This is a genomic window from Mixta mediterraneensis, from assembly GCF_030283135.1.
Taxonomy (GTDB): domain Bacteria; phylum Pseudomonadota; class Gammaproteobacteria; order Enterobacterales; family Enterobacteriaceae; genus Pantoea; species Pantoea mediterraneensis.
The window spans coordinates 1-22,208 of sequence record NZ_JASUAZ010000022.1; the positions used below are offsets into that span (position 1 = coordinate 1).

A 22,208-nucleotide genomic window follows, 5' to 3' on the forward strand; every position below is an offset into this window, starting at 1 on the left:
CCAATGGCCACGTTACTTGATGGAAAACGGGTCTGGGCAGAAAAGAATCTGAACCAGATTTAATCTGACAGACACCTGTATAAATAACCGGTAACTGTCAGATCAGGTCTGAGCTAGTACAGTTCAGTTATTTCAACTTTTTGCACCCGATGGTTTTCAACCTGTAGGGTGCGTAACAGATAACGGCCAACCTGGAGTTCCTCCCCTTCCTGCGGAATATGTTGCAGGCTGTCCATTAATAGCCCCGCCAGCGTATGATAATTGCGCTTCTCATCCAGCGGCAATTTCACATACATCGCCAGATCCTCCAGCGGCATATGCCCGTTAGCAATCCAGCCGCCAGCGCCGTTAGGTTGAATATCATAACGCGCATCAATTTCAGCCGCTTCATTCGGTAAATTTCCGGCGATAGTTTCCATCACATCGCTTAATGTCATTACGCCCTCCACAGAGCCAAATTCATCAACGACAAAAGCGAAATGCGTATGGGCCTTGCGAAACTGCTCAAGCGCCAGCAGCAAGGTTAAGCGTTCTGGAAAAATCAGCGGTTGACGGATCAGGGCGCGTAAATCCAGGGAATCCTGATGTAAGGATTGATGCAGTAAATCGATAACGTGCACCACACCCAGTGGCTCGTTGGTTTTATCGGTAACCAGCAAGCGGGTGTGCTGATTACGGTCGAGGCGAGCCATGATTTCAGCCGGGTCGTCGCTAAGATCGATATGTTCAACGTCATGACGTGAGGTCATAACGCTATTCACATGGCGCTGCCCTAAGCCCAGTACGCGTGCAATCATCACGCGTTCCTGGCGATTAAACAGGACATTTGACTCGCTGTCGGCGATCAATGAAGATGTTTTGGCATCCAGTTCGGCACGTTCAGCTTCGCCGCGTAATAAACGCAGCACCGCCTCGGCGGTACGCTGGCGTAAAGGACGACCCGCGGAAAGTACGCGACGACGATTAAACTGTGCCAGCTGATTCAGCGCCTCGATCACCACCGAGAAGCCAATCGCGGCATACAGATACCCTTTAGGGATGACAAAGCCAAACCCTTCCGCCACCAGACTGAAGCCGATCATCAGCAGAAAGCTCAGGCAAAGAATGACAATAGTGGGATGACTGTTGACGAAACGGGTCAGCGGCTTGCTGGCGAGTAACATTAACAAGATGGCGATAGTTACTGCGGTCATCATAACCGGCAGGTCATTAACCATGCCGACAGCAGTAATCACTGCATCCAGCGAGAAAATAGCATCCAGCACCACGATTTGAGCGACCACGGGCCAGAATTTAGCACCGCTTTTTTGTTGACCCTGATCGTCATCGCTACCTTCAAGGCGCGCATTCAGCTCTGTCGTAGCCTTAAATAACAGAAAAATCCCTCCCACCAGCAGAATCAGATCCCGTGCGCTAAAGGGGTGATGCCACAGCGTCAGCAGCGGCTGGGTCAGCGTAACCAGCCACGAAAGCGAGGCAAGCAGCAACAGGCGACAAACTAACGCAAGCAATAATCCAATGACGCGTGCGCGGTCCCGAAGCGTTTCGGGAAGTTTTTCGACCAGGATAGCGATGAATACTAAATTATCAATCCCCAGCACCAACTCAAGAACGATAAGCGTGACTAATCCTGCCCAAATCGAGGGATCACTAATGACCTCCAACATGCTTTATTCACCTGAATGTTTATAAATGCGTTTAATCTGATGATAGTGGAGGGCAAAGCAGGCGACAAATAGCGCCTCGCCAGATGATTACATCCTGTACGTAAGATTGCTCTGTTATTGAACAACATCGGAAAAATCATATTGTATTAAAAACGTAAGCAAGTCGCGCTGCATAGCAGGAGAAATAATTGTCATAAGAAGAGTAATGACATGCAATTCTGATGCAATTTCCTGAGTTGATGAGTATGGAATAAATCTGAAATTTAAAGATAAGCGTACCCGTCATGACTGGCATCAATACTAATTACTGGTAGTCTTTTTCCTAAAATAGTGCAGGGAAGGCAGGGCCTACTTGTAAACAAGCCAGTAATAACTAGTATAGCAACGAGTTAGTAAATGTCTGCGCTAAAGTCGTTATTCGTACAGTGAAACAGCATTGAAAGTTATGAATTGTGATCACGCCCGATAAAGTGGCAATTTGCATGTCATTTATCGGTCAACCGGCAAGGAAATATGACGAATAACGGTATTGGCAGCGACAGCCAAGGGCGGTAGCGTGCCTGAATCGCTTTTTTGCTTATTAAACGCACGGTGATTATCTGAGCAAAAGTCAGAGTAATCTGTTGGTATTTATCACGATTTTTTTGGTTTTATTGATAAGGGCATTGGCGTAAACGCCGCAGGAGCTCCCCTCAGCAACGGTTCAGCCTGAAAATTCATTGCCGCTCATTTAATACACAGGCTTGGGGCGTTACGGGTTAAAGGAAATAAAATAAAGAGTTAAATATGCGCGATACAGAATTTACGTTTAAAAGTCTTATCACCAAATTATTATTAGCTTGCTCAGATTTAATTTGTTTCAACGCAGCCTTATTTATTGCGCTGGCGCTCATTAATATGATGTCTGAATCGCCACTGGCAGATATATCTGAAAAAGAAATCAATTTAAAAATAGTTACGCATATTTGTTTGTCAATTATTTGCGTAGGGTGGTTCTGGGTAAGATTGCGTCACTATACTTACCGCAAGCCGTTCTGGTTCGAATTAAAAGAAATATTTCGTACTATTCTGATATTCTCCATCATCGATCTTTCGATTACAGCTTTATCACAATGGCAAATGTCGCGCTTCGTCTGGTTATTAACTTGGGTTCTGGCAATTATCTTAATTCCGAGCTGCCGCGCACTTTCCAGGCGTCTGTTAAATCAATACGGCTTGTGGAAAAAACAAATCATTATTATCGGCAGCAGTAAAAATGCCCATGAAGCCTGGCAGGCGCTGCAGAGTGAAGAGGTAATGGGTTTTGACGTTATCGCTTTTTACGATGTAGATGGCAGCTGTTCGCAAAGTAGCTTTTCCGGTGTGCCGGTGCTGCGTGACGAACAAGAGTTGTGGAGGCTGACCAATAGCGAAACGCAGTTTATCGTGGCGGTAGAATTCGAACAAAGCCAGTATCGTGACATGTGGCTGAAATCACTGGCGATGCACAACTGCCGCTCCGTGTCTGTTATCCCAACCCTGCGTGGCGTACCACTTTATGGCACCGATATGGCGTATATCTTCAGCCATGAAGTGATGATCCTTCGCGTCCAGAATAACCTGGCAAAACGGACGTCACGTTTTCTGAAACGCGCTTTCGATATTGTCGGCGCGCTCTCCATTATAGTGCTGCTTATGCCTGCGCTGCTGGTGCTTGGCTTCCTGGTTGGACGCGACGGTGGCCCGCCGATTTACGGTCACGAGCGTGTCGGCTTAAACGGACGTAAGTTTAAGTGCCTTAAGTTCCGCTCAATGGTCATCAATTCTAAAGAAGTGCTGGAAGAGGTGCTGCGCACCGATCCGGTCGCGCGTGCGGAATGGGATAAAGACTTCAAACTGAAGAACGATCCTCGTATTACGAAAGTCGGCCATTTCATCCGTAAAACCAGTCTCGACGAACTTCCGCAGCTGTGGAATGTGGTGCGCGGCGACATGAGTCTGGTTGGCCCGCGGCCCGTAATTGAAGATGAACTCTGCCGTTATGCCGGTGATGTCGATTACTACCTGATGGCAAAACCAGGCATGACGGGATTGTGGCAGGTCAGCGGTCGTAATGACGTTGATTATGAAACACGTGTCTACTTCGACTCGTGGTATGTTAAAAACTGGTCTCTGTGGAATGATATTGCCATTCTGTTTAAAACAGTGGGGGTTGTACTGAAACGGGATGGTGCGTATTGATCATGGGGCGAGCAGGGGAGCGTAATGCGGACGCTCTCTTATTAAGGGCCGTTGTTAGGCGTGTCATTAGCAGCCCTGTTCAGGGACGCATTAAGTCGTCATTTATAAATGGTAATAATGTACGTTGACTTATTTCGCCTTGCTGACCGGCAGCTACATAAAAGACAGGAGCAAAGGATAATGAACGACAGGTTCAGTGCTTAATCAGGTAATTTTACTTTTTGTTGGACGCTTACACAGCGGCGTATTCGCCTCTATCAATCAATAACTGATAGCGAAGATCTAAATGATTACAATCAAAATGAAATTGATACCTTTATTGGTATCCGCCACTTTTCTCACTGGGTGTACGATCGAACCGGGTCAACGCCTTTCCACATCGGGAAAAGATGTCATTGAGCAACAGGATAGCAACTTTGACATCGACAAATACGTTAACGTCTTTCCCTTAACGCCACGTCTGGTTGAGCAGATGCGTCCTAAGCCGCTGGTTGCCCAGGCCAACCCGGCATTACAAAACGAAATTCAAAACTATGAGTATCGCATTGGTATCGGCGACGTTCTGACGGTAACGGTTTGGGATCACCCTGAGTTAACCACTCCCGCAGGTCAATACCGCAGCGCCAGCGATACCGGTAACTGGGTACATTCCGACGGGACCATTTTTTATCCTTACATTGGTCGGGTTCGCGTAGCGGGCCGCACCGTGGGTGATGTACGTAATGAAGTTGCGCGTCGCCTGGCTCAGTATATTGAAAGCCCACAGGTTGACGTCAGTATCGCCTCCTTCAAATCGCAGAAAACCTACGTGACCGGCTCTGTTACCACCTCTGGTCAACAGCCGATCACGAACGTGCCATTGACCATTCTGGATGCGATTAATGCCGCCGGCGGCCTGACCGCAGATGCCGACTGGCGCAATGTGGTGCTCACCCATAATGGCCACGAACAGCGTGTCTCCTTGCAGGCGCTGATGCAAAACGGCGATCTGAGCCAAAACCATCTGCTTTATCCCGGCGACATTCTGTATGTGCCGCGTAATGACGAGCTGAAGGTGTTCGTGATGGGTGAGGTGAAACAGCAAACCACGCTGAAGATGGATCGCAGCGGCATGACGCTGGCAGAAGCGTTAGGCAATGCACAAGGCATGGATCAAACCAGCTCAGACGCTACCGGCGTGTTTGTTATCCGTCCGATCCGCGGCACCGATCGTACCAAGATCGCCAACATCTATCAGTTGAATACCAAGGATGCGGCATCCATGGTGATGGGCACCGAATTCCAACTGGAACCTTATGACATCGTTTATGTCACCTCCACGCCGCTCACGCGCTGGAACCGCGTAATTTCGCAACTGTTGCCAACCATCGCGGGTATCAACGATGCGAGCGAGGCCGCACTGCGTGTCCGCAATTGGTCTAACTAGGTTCAACCATGATTACGTCCGTGTTAGTCGTATGCGTTGGCAATATTTGCCGCTCTCCTACCGGAGAGCGCCTGTTCAAACGTGCGCTTCCTCACACCCGTGTGGCCTCTGCAGGACTGGGTGCACTGAAAGGCTTTCCGGCCGATCAGACTGCCAGCGATGTGGCCGCCGTTCATGGCCTGTCGCTGGAAGGTCATCAGGCGCGGCAGTTAACGGCAGAAATGTGTCGTGACTACGACCTGATTCTGGTGATGGAAAAGCACCATGTTGAGCAGGTAAATCGCATCGACCCGGCAGCACGTGGCAAAACCATGTTGCTTGGGCACTGGCTCAATCAACGAGAAATTGCGGATCCGTACAAAAGAAGCCGTGAGGCCTTTGAAGAAGTTTACGGGTTACTGGACAACGCTACCCAGAAATGGGTCAACGTATTAAGCCGATAGTTGGGATTATCCATGAATATAAAAAATAAGGTTATGACCGCGCCGAGAGAGGATTCGAATGGGTGGGATCTGGCGCATCTTGTGGGACAGCTTATTGACCATCGCTGGATCATTGTTGCGGTTACCGCCTTCTTTATGTTGGTGGCAACGCTCTACACACTGTTCGCTACGCCGATTTATCGCGCTGATGCATTAGTACAGGTTGAGCAGAAAAACGCCAGCACGGTGCTGGACGATCTGCAAACCCTTCTGCCAGCAACACCTGCGTCAGACGCAGAAATTCAGATCCTTGAATCACGTATGGTTATTGGTAAAACCGTCGAAGATTTGGGATTAGATACCGTTGTTGAGCAGAACTACTTCCCGGTTATCGGTAAAGGTTTATCCCGCCTGATGGGCAATAAGCCATTTGACCTGGCGATTTCTCGGCTGGAAATTCCCCGCACGATTGATAAGCGTAACGTCGAGCTGGAAGTGACGGGCCCAGATTCCTACACCGTCTCTAAAGATGGTGACGAGTTATTCAAAGGGAAAGTGGGTCAGCTGGAAAAGCACGGCGAAATTACCATGCTGGTCAGCGATATTAATGCGGATGAAGGCACGAGCTTCACCATCACGAAGCTGAACGAATTGCAGGCGATCAACACGGTGTTAAGCAACCTGTCCGTGGCGGATAAAGGCAAAGACACCGGTGTGTTAGGCCTGGAGTATTTGGGTGAAGATCCTGAAAAAACCAGCGCGACGCTTAATCAAATCGTCAACAATTACCTGCTGCAAAACGTTGAACGTAAGTCTGAACAAGCGGAAAAAAGCCTGGAATTCCTGCGCAAACAGTTACCGCAAGTGCGCGCTAAACTGGATGATGCTGAAAACAAGCTGAATACTTTCCGTCGTCAGAATGATTCCGTTGACCTGTCACTGGAAGCGAAATCGGCGTTAGACTCTTCAGTCAGCGTACAAAGCCAGCTAAACGAACTGACCTTCCGCGAAGCTGAAGTTTCTCAGTTGTTTACTAAAGATCACCCTACCTATCGCGCACTGCTGGAAAAACGTAAAACCCTGGAAGGTGAGCAGGCACAGCTGAATAAGAAAATTTCGCAGATGCCGCAAACGCAGCAGGAGATTTTACGTCTGACACGGGATGTGCAGTCAGGCCAGGAAATCTACATGCAGTTGCTGAATCGCCAACAAGAACTGGGCATTAGCAAAGCCAGCACCGTGGGTGATGTTCGCATCATTGATGGCGCTGAAACGGGCAACTCGCCGGTTGCACCGAAGAAAGCCTTAATCGTTGCTGCCAGTCTGATTCTCGGTCTGCTTGTTTCCGTTGGTCTGGTTCTGCTGAAAGCATTACTGCATCACGGTATCGAAAACCCGGAGCAGCTGGAAGAGTTAGGCATGAACGTGTACGCCAGCGTCCCGCTTTCCGAATGGCAACGTAAGAAAGATACCGAAGCCCTGGCGCGTCGGGGCCATAAGGTTAAAAGCGACCCGCACGATACGCTGCTGGCGCTGGGCAACCCAACGGATCTGTCGATTGAAGCAATCCGTAGCCTGCGTACCAGCCTGCACTTCGCGATGATGGAAGCGAAGAACAACATCCTGATGATCACCGGCGCCAGTCCGGGTATTGGTAAAACCTTTATCTGTTCTAACCTGGCAACGCTGGTTTCGAAAGCGGGTCAGCGCGTGCTGTTTATTGATGGCGACATGCGTCGTGGTTATACCCACGAACTGCTGGGTGCGGAAAACAAGTCAGGCTTGTCAAATGTGCTGTCAGGCAAAACTGAATTCAGTCCGGCTCTGATTCAGAAAGGCATTTACGGCTTTGATTTCCTGCCACGCGGCCAGGTTCCACCTAACCCTTCTGAGCTGCTGATGCATCGTCGCATGGGCGAACTGCTCGACTGGGCAAGCAAGAACTACGATTTGGTGCTGATCGATACGCCACCGATTCTGGCAGTAACTGACGCGTCAATCATTGGTAAGTTGGCTGGAACCTCGCTGATGGTGGCGCGTTTTGAAACCAACACCACCAAAGAAGTTGATGTGAGCTTTAAACGCTTCGCGCAAAACGGTATTGAGATTAAAGGTGTGATCCTCAACGCCGTAGTACGTAAAGCTGCCAACGCGTATGGATACGGTTACGACTATTACGATTATGAGTATGGCAAACCGACGAAGAGCTGATAATTGAGTGGATAAAGGGAGCGGTGCGACCGCCCCTGAGATTGTTGACAGCAAGCCAGAACAGGTCACACAGGCCGATCGTAAAGAGCAAAAGTATCCCTGACCGCCCGGCCTGTGTTTCCGCGCTTCAGGTTTGTCAGCACTCTGGGGGCGGTTTTACCGCCCTTTTTTATCGCACCGTTTGAACGACGACACGCAACGATTTACACAGGTGATTTTGGGTTTAACGCAAAAATCGCGACACAGCTGAAGTCGCAAAGTAAGCGCTAATCAACAGAACACATCAGCAACAGGACTGATGTCCGCCCATCATCTGCCGTTGGCGTGAGGTGCGCGACACGCTGAGAAGTCAGCCGGGAAGGTAATCAGCGCAAGCCACTGTTAGCATGAGAACTTGTGGAATTAAGGAATCACACCATGGCTCCATATTGGTATCTATCAGGGTTTTTGCTGTTGATTTCGCTGGTCGAAATCCTGCTGAAAAAAGACGAAAGAACAACACATATTCTTACCTATCTGCTTTGCATTGCCACCCTTACGCTAATTATTTTTGGCGGCATCCGTGGGCCTGGCACCGGCATGGATGATTACCAATACCGAAGCTTTTTTGACGATTTTATTCAGCGCATTCAGGTAAACGGCTTCTTTAATACGGTGGCTTTCTTTCGCTACGAGCCGTTAATTTTTGCCATTGCCTGGATAACCAGCCTGATCTCGCATAACTCCAGCGCCTTTTTGCTTGTGTTTAGCATTCTGGCGGTGGCAACCAACGCGACTTTCTTTAAGAAAATGTCGCCTTATCCGATCATGGCGCTGGCGCTTTATTCGGCCCATATTTACATCAATAAGGATATGAACCAAATCCGCTTTGGATTGAGTTCAGCACTGTTCCTTGGTGTGTTATGGACTATTTATGTCAAGCGTTACTGGCTGGCGTTTGGTTTCTTTATTTTGCCATTCCTGAGCCACAATACCGCCGTAATGGTCGTCACCATTATCCCGTTCCTGTTTATTCGAGAATCGCGCTGGTGGCCAGTAATCATTATTATTGCCAGTATTCCCCTGTCGAAAATCGGCGGGATGGGATTCGTGAACTTAATTGCCGGGCATTTAGGGTCATTAGGGGAAAGGGCGGCAAGCTATAACCATGATAACTCTGTGGCGGCAGAAACGGGCAGCGTGTTTTCTATTTCCAACCTGAAAAACGTCGCACTGGTATTTATCTTTGTTTATTACATGCTGGGCAATCAGCTCAAACGCGATAATTATGATGTTTTCCGTTTAAACTACCTGCTGATACTGACCTTCGCCATTGGCGGCGGCATCAGGATCTTCTTCTATAACTATTCATCAGGCGCACGCTTGTCGAACTATTTATTACAGGTTGAGCCGATTATTTTAACGTCGTTGATTTATCAGTCAAAAAGAGTCCTGAAGCCTGCGTTTTTCGCGATGTTTGTTTTCTTTCTCGTTTATTATCTCTATTACAACACCATTTCACTTAAGCAGGCCGTTGTCGGCTATGAAGTTGCGAGTGAGTTTAAATTGTTTCATTAATATGAACGGGGTAGGACAGAAAGCTGGATTGCCATTCAGATGACTGCGCTGCTACTGGCGCAGTCTGTCAGTCATTATGGTCTTTCAATAATGTAGTGCTTTTTTGCATTGTTTATTTTACGTGCGCTTCCTTGTCCCAGTGGGATGCCTAATGAAAGTGATATAAAACGTATTTCCGGCTTGTGCGTATTGCAGACGGCTATCAACGCATCTTCTCGTTTATCCCACGATTACATTTTGGCGATCGCTGTGTCGCCGTTAAATTAGGACATCACCGGTTCCCCTTAATCGTCCAACCATTATATCTTTGACTTTGGAAATTTTTTGAATGAGGTGCTGGCAATGAAGGACATTCGCTTCTCCATCGTAATTCCGGCTTATAACGCATCAGAATCGATCGTGACGACGCTGGATTGCGTCAAGGCGCAAAGTTATCGCAATTTTGAAGTGATTATCGTAGATGATAAATCCATTGATGCAGCGGCGCTGGCTGAGGTGGTTCGCAGTGAGCGCTATCAGGAGCTGGATATTAATCTGGTACTGTCCGACGTCAAGCTAAACGGTGCTGGTGCACGTAACAAAGGCATTGAATTAGCGACGGGTGATTACGTCAGTTTTCTTGATGCCGATGATGAATGGCACGCGGATAAGCTGCTGCGGGTCAGCGAGAAAATCGCTCAGCTGGAAGCGCAGGGCAAACAGAATTTTATCGTTTTCAGCCAGGTGAATATTTACCAGGATGGCAGTTTTCTGAAAGTGATGCCGATGCAGCCGCCGGGTAAAGATGAAACTGTCGCTGAATACCTGTTTGGTTGTTACGGTTTTATTCAGACCAGCACCATTGTGTTGAAGCGTGAAGATGCAGCCAAAATCCAGTTTGATGCGCGCTACATTCGCCATCAGGATTATGATTTCTGCATTCGCACCGACCGCCTGGGCTATGACTTTATTATGATCGCCGCGCCGTTAGCCAATTACCACCTGGTCACCAAATTCGGTTCCAAACACAAAGGTGAATCGGTGAAGTATTCTATTTTCTGGCTCGACACCATGAAGCCGCACCTGACTCCGCGCGACATTCACACCTATAAAGCCTTCAAACTGCCGCTACGCTACAAAATGGATGGCAATTCCCTGATGGCAAGCGTGAGCTTTGCACGCTATTTCTTCCTCACCAACAAAGATAACCGTGCCTATTTTATGAATCGTCTGAAAGACAAGGTGAGGGCACGCTTTGGCGGAGAGAAAGCGCTCTCCTGACGCCGGTTAGCTCATCATTGCTCCTGACCTCGGGAGCACATTCGCTATGCCTTTTTCTTTTTATCCAGGTATGAAAATGAATAATCATGTTGGAACCGTCGGCATTGTTATGCCTATGTATAATGCGCGCCAGACGGTACTACGCGCCGTGCAATCGGTTATCAATCAACGTTACGCAGACTGGCATCTTTACCTGATTAACGATAAATCCACCGACGATTCGCTGGATTATGTGCGCGAGCATTGTCAGGATGCACGCATCACCATTTTGGATAACGCGGTTAACATGGGCGCAGCAGAAACCCGAAACGTTGGGCTGCGCGCGGCCAAAGAGGAGATTATCGCTTTCCTCGACAGCGACGACGAATGGCATGCTGACAAGCTACAGCAGCAGGTGGCAGCAATAGCGGCCGGTGATGATTTTGTAATTACTGAATATCATTACAAAACGGCTAAAGCCGACCACGACATTACCTACACCAAACCCTACCTACAACAAGAGAACTTTGTGAAGAAGCAGTACCGGATCTGCTTCTCATCGGTCTGTTTTCGCCGCCCTCCGCAGGGAATTTTTTTCCAGCGCAAAGGCCATGAAGACTTTCTCTTTCTCTACGAGTTATTCAGCCATTACAAACAAGCGCGACTGATCCAGTCAATACTGGTGAATTATTACGAATTGGGTGACTCCCTTTCGCGCAACAAAAACAAAGCAGCAAAATGGCACCTCGAATTATTAAGAATTATCTATAAAAACAATCCGTTAAAAATCTATTACTATTACGGCTGGTATATGGTGAACGGTGTGCTGTTTACCCTGAAGCATCGTTAAACTGATCGGCAGGATTGTCTTTTTACTCTTTTGAAGTGGGTAACGTTACATGAAAAAAATTGTCCTGGTGATCAAAGATGCCTATTCGTATGCGGGCACCGAGAACATCTGTAACTTCATGTCAGAATGTCTTGGTGAAACACACGATGTCACCGTGTACTCGCTGGAAGGCAGCGGAAAAACATTCTATCCCTTTGAGCATGTGAAAGAGATTGTCAGCTTCGAAGGTCACAGTAATCCGATTAAAAGCGCCGTCAGCCGTATCCATGAGGAACACTTCGATACCGTGTTCCTGATCAGCATGGGCCGCCTGAGCGTGATGTTCGCTTTCTGGAACCTGCTGGCGATGAAGAAAAAGCGAGGTAAGGCCTATGCCTGTGAACATATCGCCATTAACTCCTTCAGTAAGCCTATCAAACTCCTCAAATACCTGCTGCTGCGCTACTACGACCGTGTGATTGTTCTGACTGACAAAGATCACCAGGTTTTCAGCCGTTGGCGCATTCCCAGCGAACAAATTCCTAATCCCGTGGTGTTTAAAGCCTTTCAGCGCCAGAAGCGCAGCCGTCAGGCGTTAGCTGTGGGACGTTTAGATCACCAAAAGGGCTTCGATTTACTGCTCGGTATCTGGCGAGACTTTGTTGAAACCCATCCTGACTGGACCCTGGTCATTGCTGGTGATGGTGAACTGCGCCAGCAGTTACACGATCAGGCCGCGGTATTAGGCATTGCCGATAGCGTTAATTTTGTCGGTAAAGTCAGCAATATCAACGATTACTACCGTGACAGCGATATGGCATTGATGACGTCACGCTATGAGGGATTGCCGCTGGTATTGCTTGAGGCTAAAGCGTGGTCACTGCCGGTGGTTGCATATGATTGCCCGACCGGGCCGCAGGAAATCATTAATCATGGTGAGGATGGTTTCCTTGTGCCGATGAATGACAAAGCCGGCTTCCTGGCGCGGATGGATCAGCTCGCCAGCGACGATACGCTGTTTTACGCCATGAGCGAAAAAACCAAAGAAACCGCACTGAAATTCGACGGTAAACAAATAAAGCAAAGCTGGCTGGCGTTGGTTTAAACAGGGGTAAGAAATGCCCGCTTGCAAAATGCCTCAAGGGACTAAGCCCTGGCCGGTAACACGGCCTCATTAACCACGGGATATGTTGCATGAAAAGAAGAGAAGTATTGCAAACCGCAGCCTCAGCCATCGTTGGTGCTCTCTCCGTGAGTACTTTTTCCAGCTATGCAGCAAAAAGTAATGGTGTTGCACTGAAATCAGTGGATACCGAAGCTGTACCAAAAGGCGATGTGCCGATCCTGACGCCTGAAAATATTTACGCTATGCCACCCCAATTTTGGCAGAGTTTTGAAGGCAAATTGTGGATCGGTAAAGCCGGCAGTGACGCCAGTCAGGCGGGTAACCAAATTCCCGTTTTCCTGCGTGATGCTAATGGCTCAGTCTCTGAAATCAGCCAGCCAGTTATTCTGAATAAAGGCAATCTCACGCAGTTTATTAAAGATAATGCCGCTTTAATTGCCGCACCTGCGCACTCAATGGCGGTAGAAGATAACAGCGGCCATATGCTGTTTAACATTGCTGACGTGAGCCGCCCAGGACACGCTGATTTTAGTCAGCGTCTGACGCAGCCTACGGGGTATCAGCTCATTGGTGAGATTCCGTCAGTGGAGGAGCTGCGTAATACGCGCCCACTGTTTGAAGGCGCAAAGATCAAGCTGAAAAGCTGGCATGCGGGCTTTGAAGTTGGCGGCGGTGAGTTTGTCGGCAGTTTCCAGAATGCAAAAGATGATGGTGGCGTCACTTTTGCCGGACAGGGATTCCACTGGCGGCGCGTCGTCGAAGATTACAATCGCTTAACGTTGTTTGATTTTGGCGCCATTGCGGACGGTAAAACCGATACGGCGCCAGCCATCAAAGCGATGTATCAGTGGTCGCAACAGGCCGGGCTGCAAATTTGCGTGCAGTTCCCGGCAGGCACCTTTTTTGTCACTGCCTGCAACTTCGGCCCGGATTATATGCGGTTTTTCCGTATTTCAGGCGCAATGGTGAACTTCGGTTATTTTCCTGCGACCACTCTGGTGTCAGATGGCAAGTCGGATTTTGTCTTTGAAGTGAATGCGCGTTGGGTTGAAATCTCTAACCTGATTTTTAACGGCAACACGGATACCCATCCGAATAAGCAAGGCTTGTTCCGTAACATTTGTCCGGGCGGTCAGTATTTTCGGGGTTCCTGTTTGCGCTTTTCGCGGGTCGGCGGCACGGCGTTGAGCCTGCAGGATACGCTGGATTGCAAAATCGACCAGTGGTATGCGTCTCGCTGCACCGGCGATGTGATTAAATCCGGCTGGTCCGGTCAGAAACAAGGTAAGTGGGACCACAGTACTGCGATCGAACTTTCGAATTTTAACGCCCAGCACTGTAGCGGCGGCAAAGTGCTGAATCTGCCACGCTGTGGTCAATCCATTATTCACAACGGCTGGATTGAGCATTGTGACTATCCGGGCGACATCTCCAACGGGCAATGGATTGTTGACGCGCTCAGCATCGAAGACTGCAAAAACCCTTTGATTGCGCATAACACGCGTCTGAACATGCGTCAGACCAGCCTGCAATCAGGAAGCTGGATCGATAATTCCGCGCAGGGCGATCGTTTACTCAGCATCTGGGAAATGGGTTCAACCCGGGTCGAATCCTATGGCGTCGCGATTGATGGCAGTCTGAATTACAACTACATCACCTCACGCTGGCGGCTTGAAAATAATACCAATCAACAAACCTGGTTTGAGCTTGGCAGCCTCTATTCACCGGATGTCGGCGACGCATGGGAAATCGAAATCTTTGGCCAGGCACAATTTAGCAACGGCACTGATAGCCAGCCGCTGATGAATGTGGTCAACGATAAAACCACTGGCGGGCGGGCAGTGATCCATGTTCAACGCAAAAAAGGCAAGTCGGAAGCCAGCTGGTCAGCCGAAGGCAGTTGCCCGGTTGTCGAAGTACGCTATGTGGCGCCTCACGATACCGATGTGCGTATTTTCGTGAAGCTGGCAGGCTGGACGCCAGCAGCCGTAGTGTTGGTGAAAAGCACCGGTAAAACGCGCTTTGACACAGGTCGCTGTGCACGCGTTAACGCCAAAATGGTAAAAGCCAGCCCACCGGGCGGAGACGGCAGCCAGAAGGCACCTCAGCGTTTCAGTTTGCATAACGGTAAGGCGGGCATCGGCGCCAATGAAGACGGCGATCTGTTACTGGCTTCGCGCGCGCTTTCTGACGATCAGGTGGACACCCGCAAACCCGCCGGTTTTGTTTCGGTGGTGATCAACGGTGAGCGGGTAGCAATGCCTTATTTTGCCATCAAGTCATAGCAGTAAGGGCCGCCATAATGGAGGCGGCCAGCAGCAGATGGAGCAGGGCCTTTTGGCGTTATTGCGCTTATTGCGGTTATTTAACAGAGTTCACTTTGCCAGTTCGGAAGATGGCTGCTTGCAGAATTAAAAAAATTTATTCGGAGTTTTTATGAAAATTTTATTGGTGGGTAACCATACCTGTGGGAATCGTGGGGATGGCGCGATTCTTCGTGGACTGATTGATTCAATACAGTCTGCTCGCAGTGATATTGATATTGATGTCATTAGTCGTTATCCAACAAGCTCTGGTTATTTGCTTCAACAGAATATTCAGCAAGATTCGCTGTTTTTGCATAACAATAAATCAGCCAAAGGACTGGTGGGCTCGGTAAAGCGTAAAGTGGCGAACCGTCTGATGCCTGACATTATGATGGCGCATCTGGGTAAAGGCGGCTTGTACAAATCTTTCGCCGTGCCACCGCATCTGAAAGCCTTTACGGAAAGCCTGAAACAGTATGATGCGATTATTCAGGTTGGCGGTTCATTCTTTGTCGATCTGTATGGCGTAACGCAATTTGACCATGCGCTGTGTGCGCTAATGGCGAAAAAGCCGATTTACATGATTGGCCACTCGGTGGGGCCGTTTCAAAATCCACGGGTTAACGCCCTGGCAAACTTTGTGTTTGATCGCGTAAACAGCCTGGTGTTGCGTGAATCAGTCAGCCTCGATCTGATGAAGCGCGATGGCGTGACCAGTTCAAAAGTGGCGGCCGGCGTTGATACGGCCTTTCTGGTAAAAGCGCGTGAGGTTGAGAATCCAGGACATAATCTGCTGCACTGGCAGTCGATTATCAGCGCGCGTAAAACCATTGCGATTACCGTGCGTGAACTGGCGCCGTTCGATAAACGTCTCGGTGTCACGCAAAAAGAGTATGAAGCAGCCTTTGGGCGCGTCATTAACGCAATGATTGCTGAAGGGTATCAGGTTGTGGCTTTCTCAACCTGTACCGGCATTGACAGTTATGCGAAAGATGACCGCATGGTAGCGCTGACGCTGCGCGACCATGTCGCGCAACCGGAGCATTACCACGTGATCATGGACGAATTTAACGATCTTGCACTGGGGATTCTTTTAAGCCACTGTCATTTGACGATTGGCACACGCCTGCATTCCGCCATTATCTCCATGAACTTCGGCACGCCAGCCGTTGCGATCAACTATGAGCACAAGTCAATGGGCGTGATGAATCAGCTTGGCTTGCCGCAGATGGCAACGGATGTAAAGAGCCTGATGGATGGTTCGCTGATCGACAAGGTCCAGACGGTGCTTGCCGATTACGATAACATCAAGCTCCAGGTCGATCGCGCCGTTGCGAATGAAAGGGAAATTGGCAATCGGATCACTGAAGAGATTCTCAAAGTATTAGGGTAATGAGATGAAACTGACTTTTTTCACCATGCGTTTCCCGGTTGCCTCTGAGACATTTGTTCTGAATCAGGTGACCCATTTTATTGATGCCGGTTACGACGTGGAGATTATTTCGGTATTTCCAGGTGATTTGGTGAATCGGCATGCTGCTTTTGATGAGTACCAGCTGGCAGCAAAAACCCACTATTTGCTGCCGGAAGAGAAAGTCTCAATTGTAGATAAGCTGAACCAGCGTCTTAAGCTGGTGTTGCCAAAAGTGGCGAAACCGTCGCTGCTTCGATCGCTTAACGTGCGCCGCTATGGTGCACAATCCAGCAAGCTGTTACTGCCTTCCATTGTGGCGAATGCAAGCCAGACCTTTACCGCCGACGTTTTCCTGGTGCATTTCGGTTACGCCGGGGCGCTGGCGAATAAGTTACGCGAACTGGGGGTACTGCGCGGTAAACAGGCGACGGTGTTTCACGGTGCGGATATTTCGCGTCGTCACATTTTAGATGAGCATAAACGTGACTACGTCAATTTGTTTAAACAGAGCGAATTAATGCTGCCCATCAGCCACCTGTGGCAGAACAGGCTGATTGAAATGGGATGTCCCCCGGAAAAAATTCATGTCACTCGCATGGGCATTGAACCGGAAAAATTCAACTTTCACCCGCGTCAGGGCTTTCATAAGCCGCTGCGCATTGTCTCGGTTGCCCGTCTCACCGAGAAAAAGGGGCTGGATGTGGCAGTGAAAGCCAGCGCGATCCTTAAACAGCGCGGCGGACAGTTTCAGTACACCATTATCGGTAATGGCGATCAGGACGAGATGATGCGTGACTTTATTGCCGAAAAGGGGATGGAAGATTGCGTCACTATGCCTGGCTTTAAACCGCAGGACGAGATTCGAAACGCACTGAATGAAGCCGACATCTTTCTGTTGCCTTCTAAAACTGCGGCTGACGGCGACATGGAAGGTATTCCCGTGGCGTTAATGGAAGCGATGGCGGTGGGTTTGCCGGTGGTCTCTACTTTTCACAGCGGGATCCCTGAACTGATTGAACACAACGTTTCCGGCTGGCTGGTCGAAGAGGATAATCCGGAAGCGCTGGCGGAGACGTTGCTGCAACTCTCGCAGGGAAAAGTAGATGTCGCGCCAGTGGTTGCCGCAGCCCGACATAAAGTTGAGACCGAGTTCAATCAGCATGTCGCTTATGGCGAGCTGGCACAAATTCTGGAGCGAATGGTGTGAGTGGATTAAAGTCGCAGGCGATATGGTTATTCGGTAGCACCTGTTTTTCGGCGGTGCTGCAGGTTGCACAACTGAGTATCCTCGCACGTAAGCTGGAAACCCATGAGCTGGGGCTTTTAGCGATCATCAACGCCATTCTGGCGGTGGCTGGTGTGTTGCAGGACATGGGGATGAGCAGCTACCTTGTGCATCGTCAAAATATTACTCGCCGCGAGCAAAGCACAATCTACTGGGTAAACGTATCACTCAGCTTGTGTACCGGTGTGATCATGCTGGCGATTGCTTTCCCGGTGGCCTGGTTCTATCACCTACCGGAACTTGTTGGACTGATTATGCTGACCAGCCTGAACTTTCTTGTGCTGGGCCATCTCTCACAGTATCAGGCGCATTATATCAAAACTAAGCGAATGGTTTCACTGGCGAAGATTGAGATGGGCACCAAGTTGTTTGCTTTTCTCAGTGTCGTCGCCATGCTGGAGTTCACCTCGTTGACGGTTGCGGCGGCGATTCTCGGTCTGTTCATCAACGCCTTTACCCGTATTCTCTGCATGATCGCGTTAGGTGAAAAGTCCTGGCGACCCACCTGGGAGTTCGATAAAACAACTTTCTTCGATGCGGTGCGTTACGGTAGTTATCAGTTGGGCTCGCAGACTATCAACCAGTTGCGAACCCAGGCCGATGCGCTGGTCGTCGGTAAAGTGATGGGCGCCGAAATGCTCGGGGTGTACTCGCTGGCGAAAGAGCTGGTGTTGCAACCGCTGAAACTGGTTACCCCGGTGATTAACCGACTGGCGCTGCCGCGTTTTGCTGAGAAACAGCATGACGCTGAACAGCTGAAAAAACTGTTCCTGAAAGGCACGCTGGCCATCATGCTGTTCAGCAGCACGATGTATCTGGTGATTGGCGTGTTCTCACCCGTCATTGTGCGCGTGCTGTATGGCGCTTCACATGAACAGGTTTACCACCTCATTCCACTGATGCTGCTGTTTGGGATGTTGCGTCCGATGGGGGGACTGACTGGCGCGATTTCTCAGGCCAACGGTCGTACCAACGTGGAATTCTACTGGAACATTGTGGCGAGCCTGGTCGTGATAGCGGTGCTCTCGACAACGTTCCTCTGGCCAAACGTGCTCTATGTGGCGCTGACGCTCTCTATCTCGCAGGTACTGATTTCAACTTTTGCCCACCCATTCTTCATTAAGCCGGTGATTGGCATCCGCTTTATGCCCTACGCACGTCAATGGGTTTCTGTCTCTGTGGTGTTCATTGCCGCAATTCTGTTGATTAATCATTTCCATTTATTCGTGATGCCGGAGTGGTTTGCCGGCTGGCTGTAAACATACGGCAGTAAACAGTTCGGGCGACTTTATGTCGCCCGTTTCTTTTTATGGCTGGCCCCAGGCAGCGGTTAAGCATTTTTGCAAAAAAAGAATTTTATCTGGCGATGAACGCTTGTCTTTCCTTATCTTTTGCCTTTTGACCGGATGGGTAAAAAGACGAATTTCCATGATTTGACAGGCGTTTAGTGTAGGATTTTCAGATAAAGATTATACTTGCCGTTCTGGCCGATCCTGCATAATCGATCCATGTTTTTACTTCATTAAACGGAATAAATATGACCAAGCTTAAAGCAGTAATCCCGGTTGCGGGTCTCGGTATGCATATGCTTCCTGCGACTAAAGCCATTCCGAAAGAAATGTTGCCAGTTGTCGATAAGCCGATGATTCAATACATTATCGACGAGTGCGTTGCGGCGGGCATTAAAGAGATAGTGCTGGTTACTCATGCTTCCAAAAATGCGGTGGAAAACCACTTTGACACCACTTATGAACTGGAAGCTTTGCTTGAAGCGCGCGTTAAGCGTCAGCTGCTGAGCGAAGTGCAATCTATCTGCCCGCCTGGCGTGACGATTATGAACGTGCGTCAGTCGCAGCCGCTGGGCCTTGGTCACTCTATTTTGTGCGCCCGCCCGATGGTGGGTGATAATCCGTTCGTTGTGGTTCTGCCAGATGTGCTGCTGGATGATTCCACCGCTGACCATCTGCGTTATAATCTTGCCGCGATGGTGGCACGCTTCGAAGAAACGGGTCATAGCCAGGTGCTGGCGAGACATATGCCGGATTCTGACCTGTCTGAATATTCGGTAATCACTACCGAAGAGGCGCTGGATAACCCAGGCGATGTCAGCAGCATCACTAACTTTGTTGAGAAGCCAGAGAATCCGCGTGAACTGAATTCGGATCTGGCGGCAGTCGGTCGTTATGTGCTTTCTGCTGATATTTGGGCAGAGCTGGAGCGTACTGAACCAGGTGCATGGGGTCGTATTCAGCTGACGGATGCCATCGCCAGCCTGAGCAAGAAGAAAACCGTCGACGTCGCGCTGTTAATGGGCCACAGCTTTGACTGCGGACGTAAGCTGGGTTATATGCAGGCATTTGTGTCCTATGGCCTGCGTAATAATGCGCAAGGGCGCGATTTCCGCGCAGCTATTCAGAAGATCCTGGCGAAGTAATCAACAATATGCGCCGCGCTTTGACGCGGCAGACTGAAAGGAGTTCACATGGCTATTTTAGTAACGGGCGGCGCAGGCTATATCGGCTCCCATACGGTGCTGGCGCTGTTACAGCGTGGCGACGACGTTGTAGTACTGGATAACCTGTGCAATGCCTCGCAGGAAGCGATTAATCGCGTCGAGAAGCTGGCAGGGAAGAAAGCCACTTTTGTTGAGGGCGATATTCGTGACCGCGCCTGTTTGCGCGACCTGTTCGCATTGAATGAGATTTCTGCGGTGATCCACTTCGCGGCGCTGAAAGCCGTGGGCGAATCGACCCGTATGCCGCTGGAGTACTACGAGAACAACGTAGCGGGCACCGTGGTGCTGCTGGAAGAGATGCGCAGCGCGGGTGTGTGGAACTTTATTTTCAGTTCGTCTGCGACTGTTTATGGTGCGGATGCGCCGGTTCCTTATGTGGAAACCACGCCGATTGGTGGGACGACCAGCCCTTATGGCACCTCAAAGCTGATGATTGAGTTTGTGATGCGCGATTTCGCTAAAGCCGATAAGCATTTCAAAGCGATTGCGCTGCGTTATTTCAATCCGGTTGGTGCCCACGAATCCGGCGAAATTGGTGAAGATCCTACGGGCATCCCCAATAACCTGCTGCCCTATATCGCTCAGGTCGCCATTGGTCGTCTGGACAAATTAGGCGTATTTGGCGGTGATTACGACACGCCGGACGGCACCTGCCAGCGCGATTACATTCACGTTGTTGACCTGGCAGAAGGGCATCTGAAAGCGTTAGATCACTTAGCAAAAGTGGAAGGCTACAAAGCTTACAACCTTGGCGGTGGTAAAGGATTCTCGGTGCTGGAAATGATTAAGGCCTTTGAACAGGCGTCTGGAAAAACCATTCCATTTGACATCAAACCACGCCGCGATGGGGATTTGCCTGCCTTCTGGGCGGATGCCTCCCTGGCAAACAGCGAGCTGGACTGGCGCGTGACACGCGGCATCGATGAGATGATGCGTGATACGTGGAACTGGCAGCAAAAAAATCCGAACGGGTTTCGTTGATTATCAAACTCAGCATTAACCATAAAGAAGCTTGCTAATCTGCAGGGTTTTTATGGTTAAATTTAATTATAAATAATACGTTTTGTGATTTAATAGTGACTTAATGAGAATTTAGCCTTGAAACATTATTTTAATTTTATCCTTATAATAATAAAAAGCCTGACGAAGCCTTTTTAATAAATTTTTTATCTGGCTTTTTTTGGTCCTTTATTTAACTATAGGAAGGTGAGAATTAAATCGTTCTATTAATGGTAAATTAGTTATATTTTCAATCTCAGGAGCTCTAACTCGAAATTTTTCATATAACCATTTATCAGTCGGGACAATATTTAAATTATGTATTGAGTTGAAGTGATAAAATAAAATACTTTCAGGAGTAAGGAGAACTCTATTTTTTATGTAACAGACACAGTCTGAAAGCAGTTCTTTAAGGATGATACAATCTGTACGTTTTAAAGCCATTAGCTGATCATTAAAATGCATTCCTGTTGGGATACATGTACCATTAAGAGCATTTTTATAATATAGAGGTTGTACTAAGCCATAATTTCGAGTTCCAGTATGAGGATGGAATCCCATACCTGAGGGTATTAGCATACTACCCTTTCTTAATTTAGATAAGCTAAGTGCGCTGTAAAAAGCAAGGCCGGGCCTTGCAATTATAATATTTTCATACGAAAAACCGTGCTCATTTTCATACTGTTCGATTAGATTGTAAGCGCTTTCAATGTTATGAAACTTTGATAGAAATCTTGCCGGTTTGAGTTGAAATAAAAACTCATTTTGATCAACATCAGAGATCATCTGAGTTAATTCATCTGAAGTGATTGTATGTAAGTTGTAACTTTTTAACCTTTTACCATAAATATCCCTAATAAGCTTTTCGGTAATTTCATTAGAAGTATCAATATCAGCAGAGTTTTTAGAATGATCCTTCATGAGCCCAAATTTATCATAAACATAGGCATGGCCGACAAACGATCTATCCTCTGGCATCATCAAGAGTTACT

At 48.8% G+C, this 22,208-nt stretch carries 16 protein-coding genes; 14 read left to right on the forward strand and 2 right to left on the reverse strand.

Annotated elements, in window-relative coordinates; all coding sequences use genetic code 11:
• Positions 1-113: 113 nt before the first annotated feature.
• A complete protein-coding gene (locus QRY16_RS13565; RefSeq protein WP_289776957.1) occupies positions 114-1,667 on the reverse strand; it encodes a TerC family protein in 1,554 nt (517 codons plus the stop codon).
• Positions 1,668-2,453: 786 nt separating this feature from the next.
• On the opposite strand from QRY16_RS13565, the gene wbaP reads away from it, so the two are divergent.
• The 14 genes from wbaP to galE all read left to right on the forward strand — a co-directional run bounded on the left by wbaP (position 2,454) and on the right by galE (position 21,198).
• Positions 2,454-3,887, forward strand: coding sequence for an undecaprenyl-phosphate galactose phosphotransferase WbaP (wbaP, locus tag QRY16_RS13570; protein ID WP_289776958.1), 1,434 nt, complete (start codon positions 2,454-2,456; stop codon positions 3,885-3,887).
• A gap of 286 nt (positions 3,888-4,173) precedes the next feature.
• A complete protein-coding gene (locus QRY16_RS13575; protein ID WP_193404895.1) occupies positions 4,174-5,313 on the forward strand; it encodes a polysaccharide export protein in 1,140 nt (379 codons plus the stop codon).
• Positions 5,314-5,321: 8 nt separating this feature from the next.
• A complete protein-coding gene (locus QRY16_RS13580) occupies positions 5,322-5,756 on the forward strand; it encodes an arsenate reductase/protein-tyrosine-phosphatase family protein (protein ID WP_193404896.1) in 435 nt (144 codons plus the stop codon).
• 12 nt (positions 5,757-5,768) lie between these two features.
• A complete protein-coding gene (gene wzc / locus QRY16_RS13585; RefSeq protein ID WP_289776959.1) occupies positions 5,769-7,946 on the forward strand; it encodes a tyrosine-protein kinase Wzc in 2,178 nt (725 codons plus the stop codon).
• A gap of 417 nt (positions 7,947-8,363) precedes the next feature.
• Positions 8,364-9,503: an EpsG family protein gene (locus QRY16_RS13590; protein WP_289776960.1), complete on the forward strand. Its 1,140-nt coding sequence runs from the start codon at positions 8,364-8,366 to the stop codon at positions 9,501-9,503.
• Positions 9,504-9,845: 342 nt separating this feature from the next.
• Positions 9,846-10,763: a glycosyltransferase family 2 protein gene (locus QRY16_RS13595; RefSeq protein ID WP_289776961.1), complete on the forward strand. Its 918-nt coding sequence runs from the start codon at positions 9,846-9,848 to the stop codon at positions 10,761-10,763.
• A gap of 76 nt (positions 10,764-10,839) precedes the next feature.
• Positions 10,840-11,592 (forward strand): glycosyltransferase family 2 protein, encoded by a 753-nt coding sequence (locus QRY16_RS13600; protein WP_289776962.1) that lies wholly within the window; start codon positions 10,840-10,842, stop codon positions 11,590-11,592.
• 49 nt (positions 11,593-11,641) lie between these two features.
• Complete coding sequence (locus tag QRY16_RS13605; protein WP_289776963.1) at positions 11,642-12,676, forward strand: glycosyltransferase; 1,035 nt, start codon at positions 11,642-11,644, stop codon at positions 12,674-12,676.
• Positions 12,677-12,765: 89 nt separating this feature from the next.
• Positions 12,766-14,982: a phage tailspike protein gene (locus QRY16_RS13610; RefSeq protein ID WP_289776964.1), complete on the forward strand. Its 2,217-nt coding sequence runs from the start codon at positions 12,766-12,768 to the stop codon at positions 14,980-14,982.
• A gap of 151 nt (positions 14,983-15,133) precedes the next feature.
• Positions 15,134-16,396, forward strand: coding sequence for a colanic acid biosynthesis pyruvyl transferase WcaK (gene wcaK, locus QRY16_RS13615; protein WP_289776965.1), 1,263 nt, complete (start codon positions 15,134-15,136; stop codon positions 16,394-16,396).
• Positions 16,397-16,400: 4 nt separating this feature from the next.
• Positions 16,401-17,624 (forward strand): glycosyltransferase, encoded by a 1,224-nt coding sequence (locus QRY16_RS13620; RefSeq protein WP_289776966.1) that lies wholly within the window; start codon positions 16,401-16,403, stop codon positions 17,622-17,624.
• Entirely contained in the window at positions 17,621-18,961 is a 1,341-nt protein-coding gene (locus tag QRY16_RS13625; protein WP_289776967.1) for a lipopolysaccharide biosynthesis protein, read from the forward strand. Before QRY16_RS13620 ends, QRY16_RS13625 begins: the two co-directional genes overlap by 4 nt.
• Before the next feature lie 278 nt (positions 18,962-19,239).
• Complete coding sequence (gene galF, locus QRY16_RS13630) at positions 19,240-20,136, forward strand: UTP--glucose-1-phosphate uridylyltransferase GalF (RefSeq protein ID WP_289776968.1); 897 nt, start codon at positions 19,240-19,242, stop codon at positions 20,134-20,136.
• A 48-nt stretch (positions 20,137-20,184) separates the two neighbouring features.
• Positions 20,185-21,198 (forward strand): UDP-glucose 4-epimerase GalE, encoded by a 1,014-nt coding sequence (gene galE, locus QRY16_RS13635; protein ID WP_289776969.1) that lies wholly within the window; start codon positions 20,185-20,187, stop codon positions 21,196-21,198.
• A gap of 207 nt (positions 21,199-21,405) precedes the next feature.
• Here the strand turns inward: galE and QRY16_RS13640 are convergent, their stop codons facing one another.
• Positions 21,406-22,197 carry a hypothetical protein gene (locus tag QRY16_RS13640; protein ID WP_289776970.1) on the reverse strand — a complete coding sequence of 264 codons (792 nt, stop codon included), beginning with the start codon at positions 22,195-22,197 and terminating at the stop codon, positions 21,406-21,408.
• Positions 22,198-22,208 lie beyond the last annotated feature (11 nt).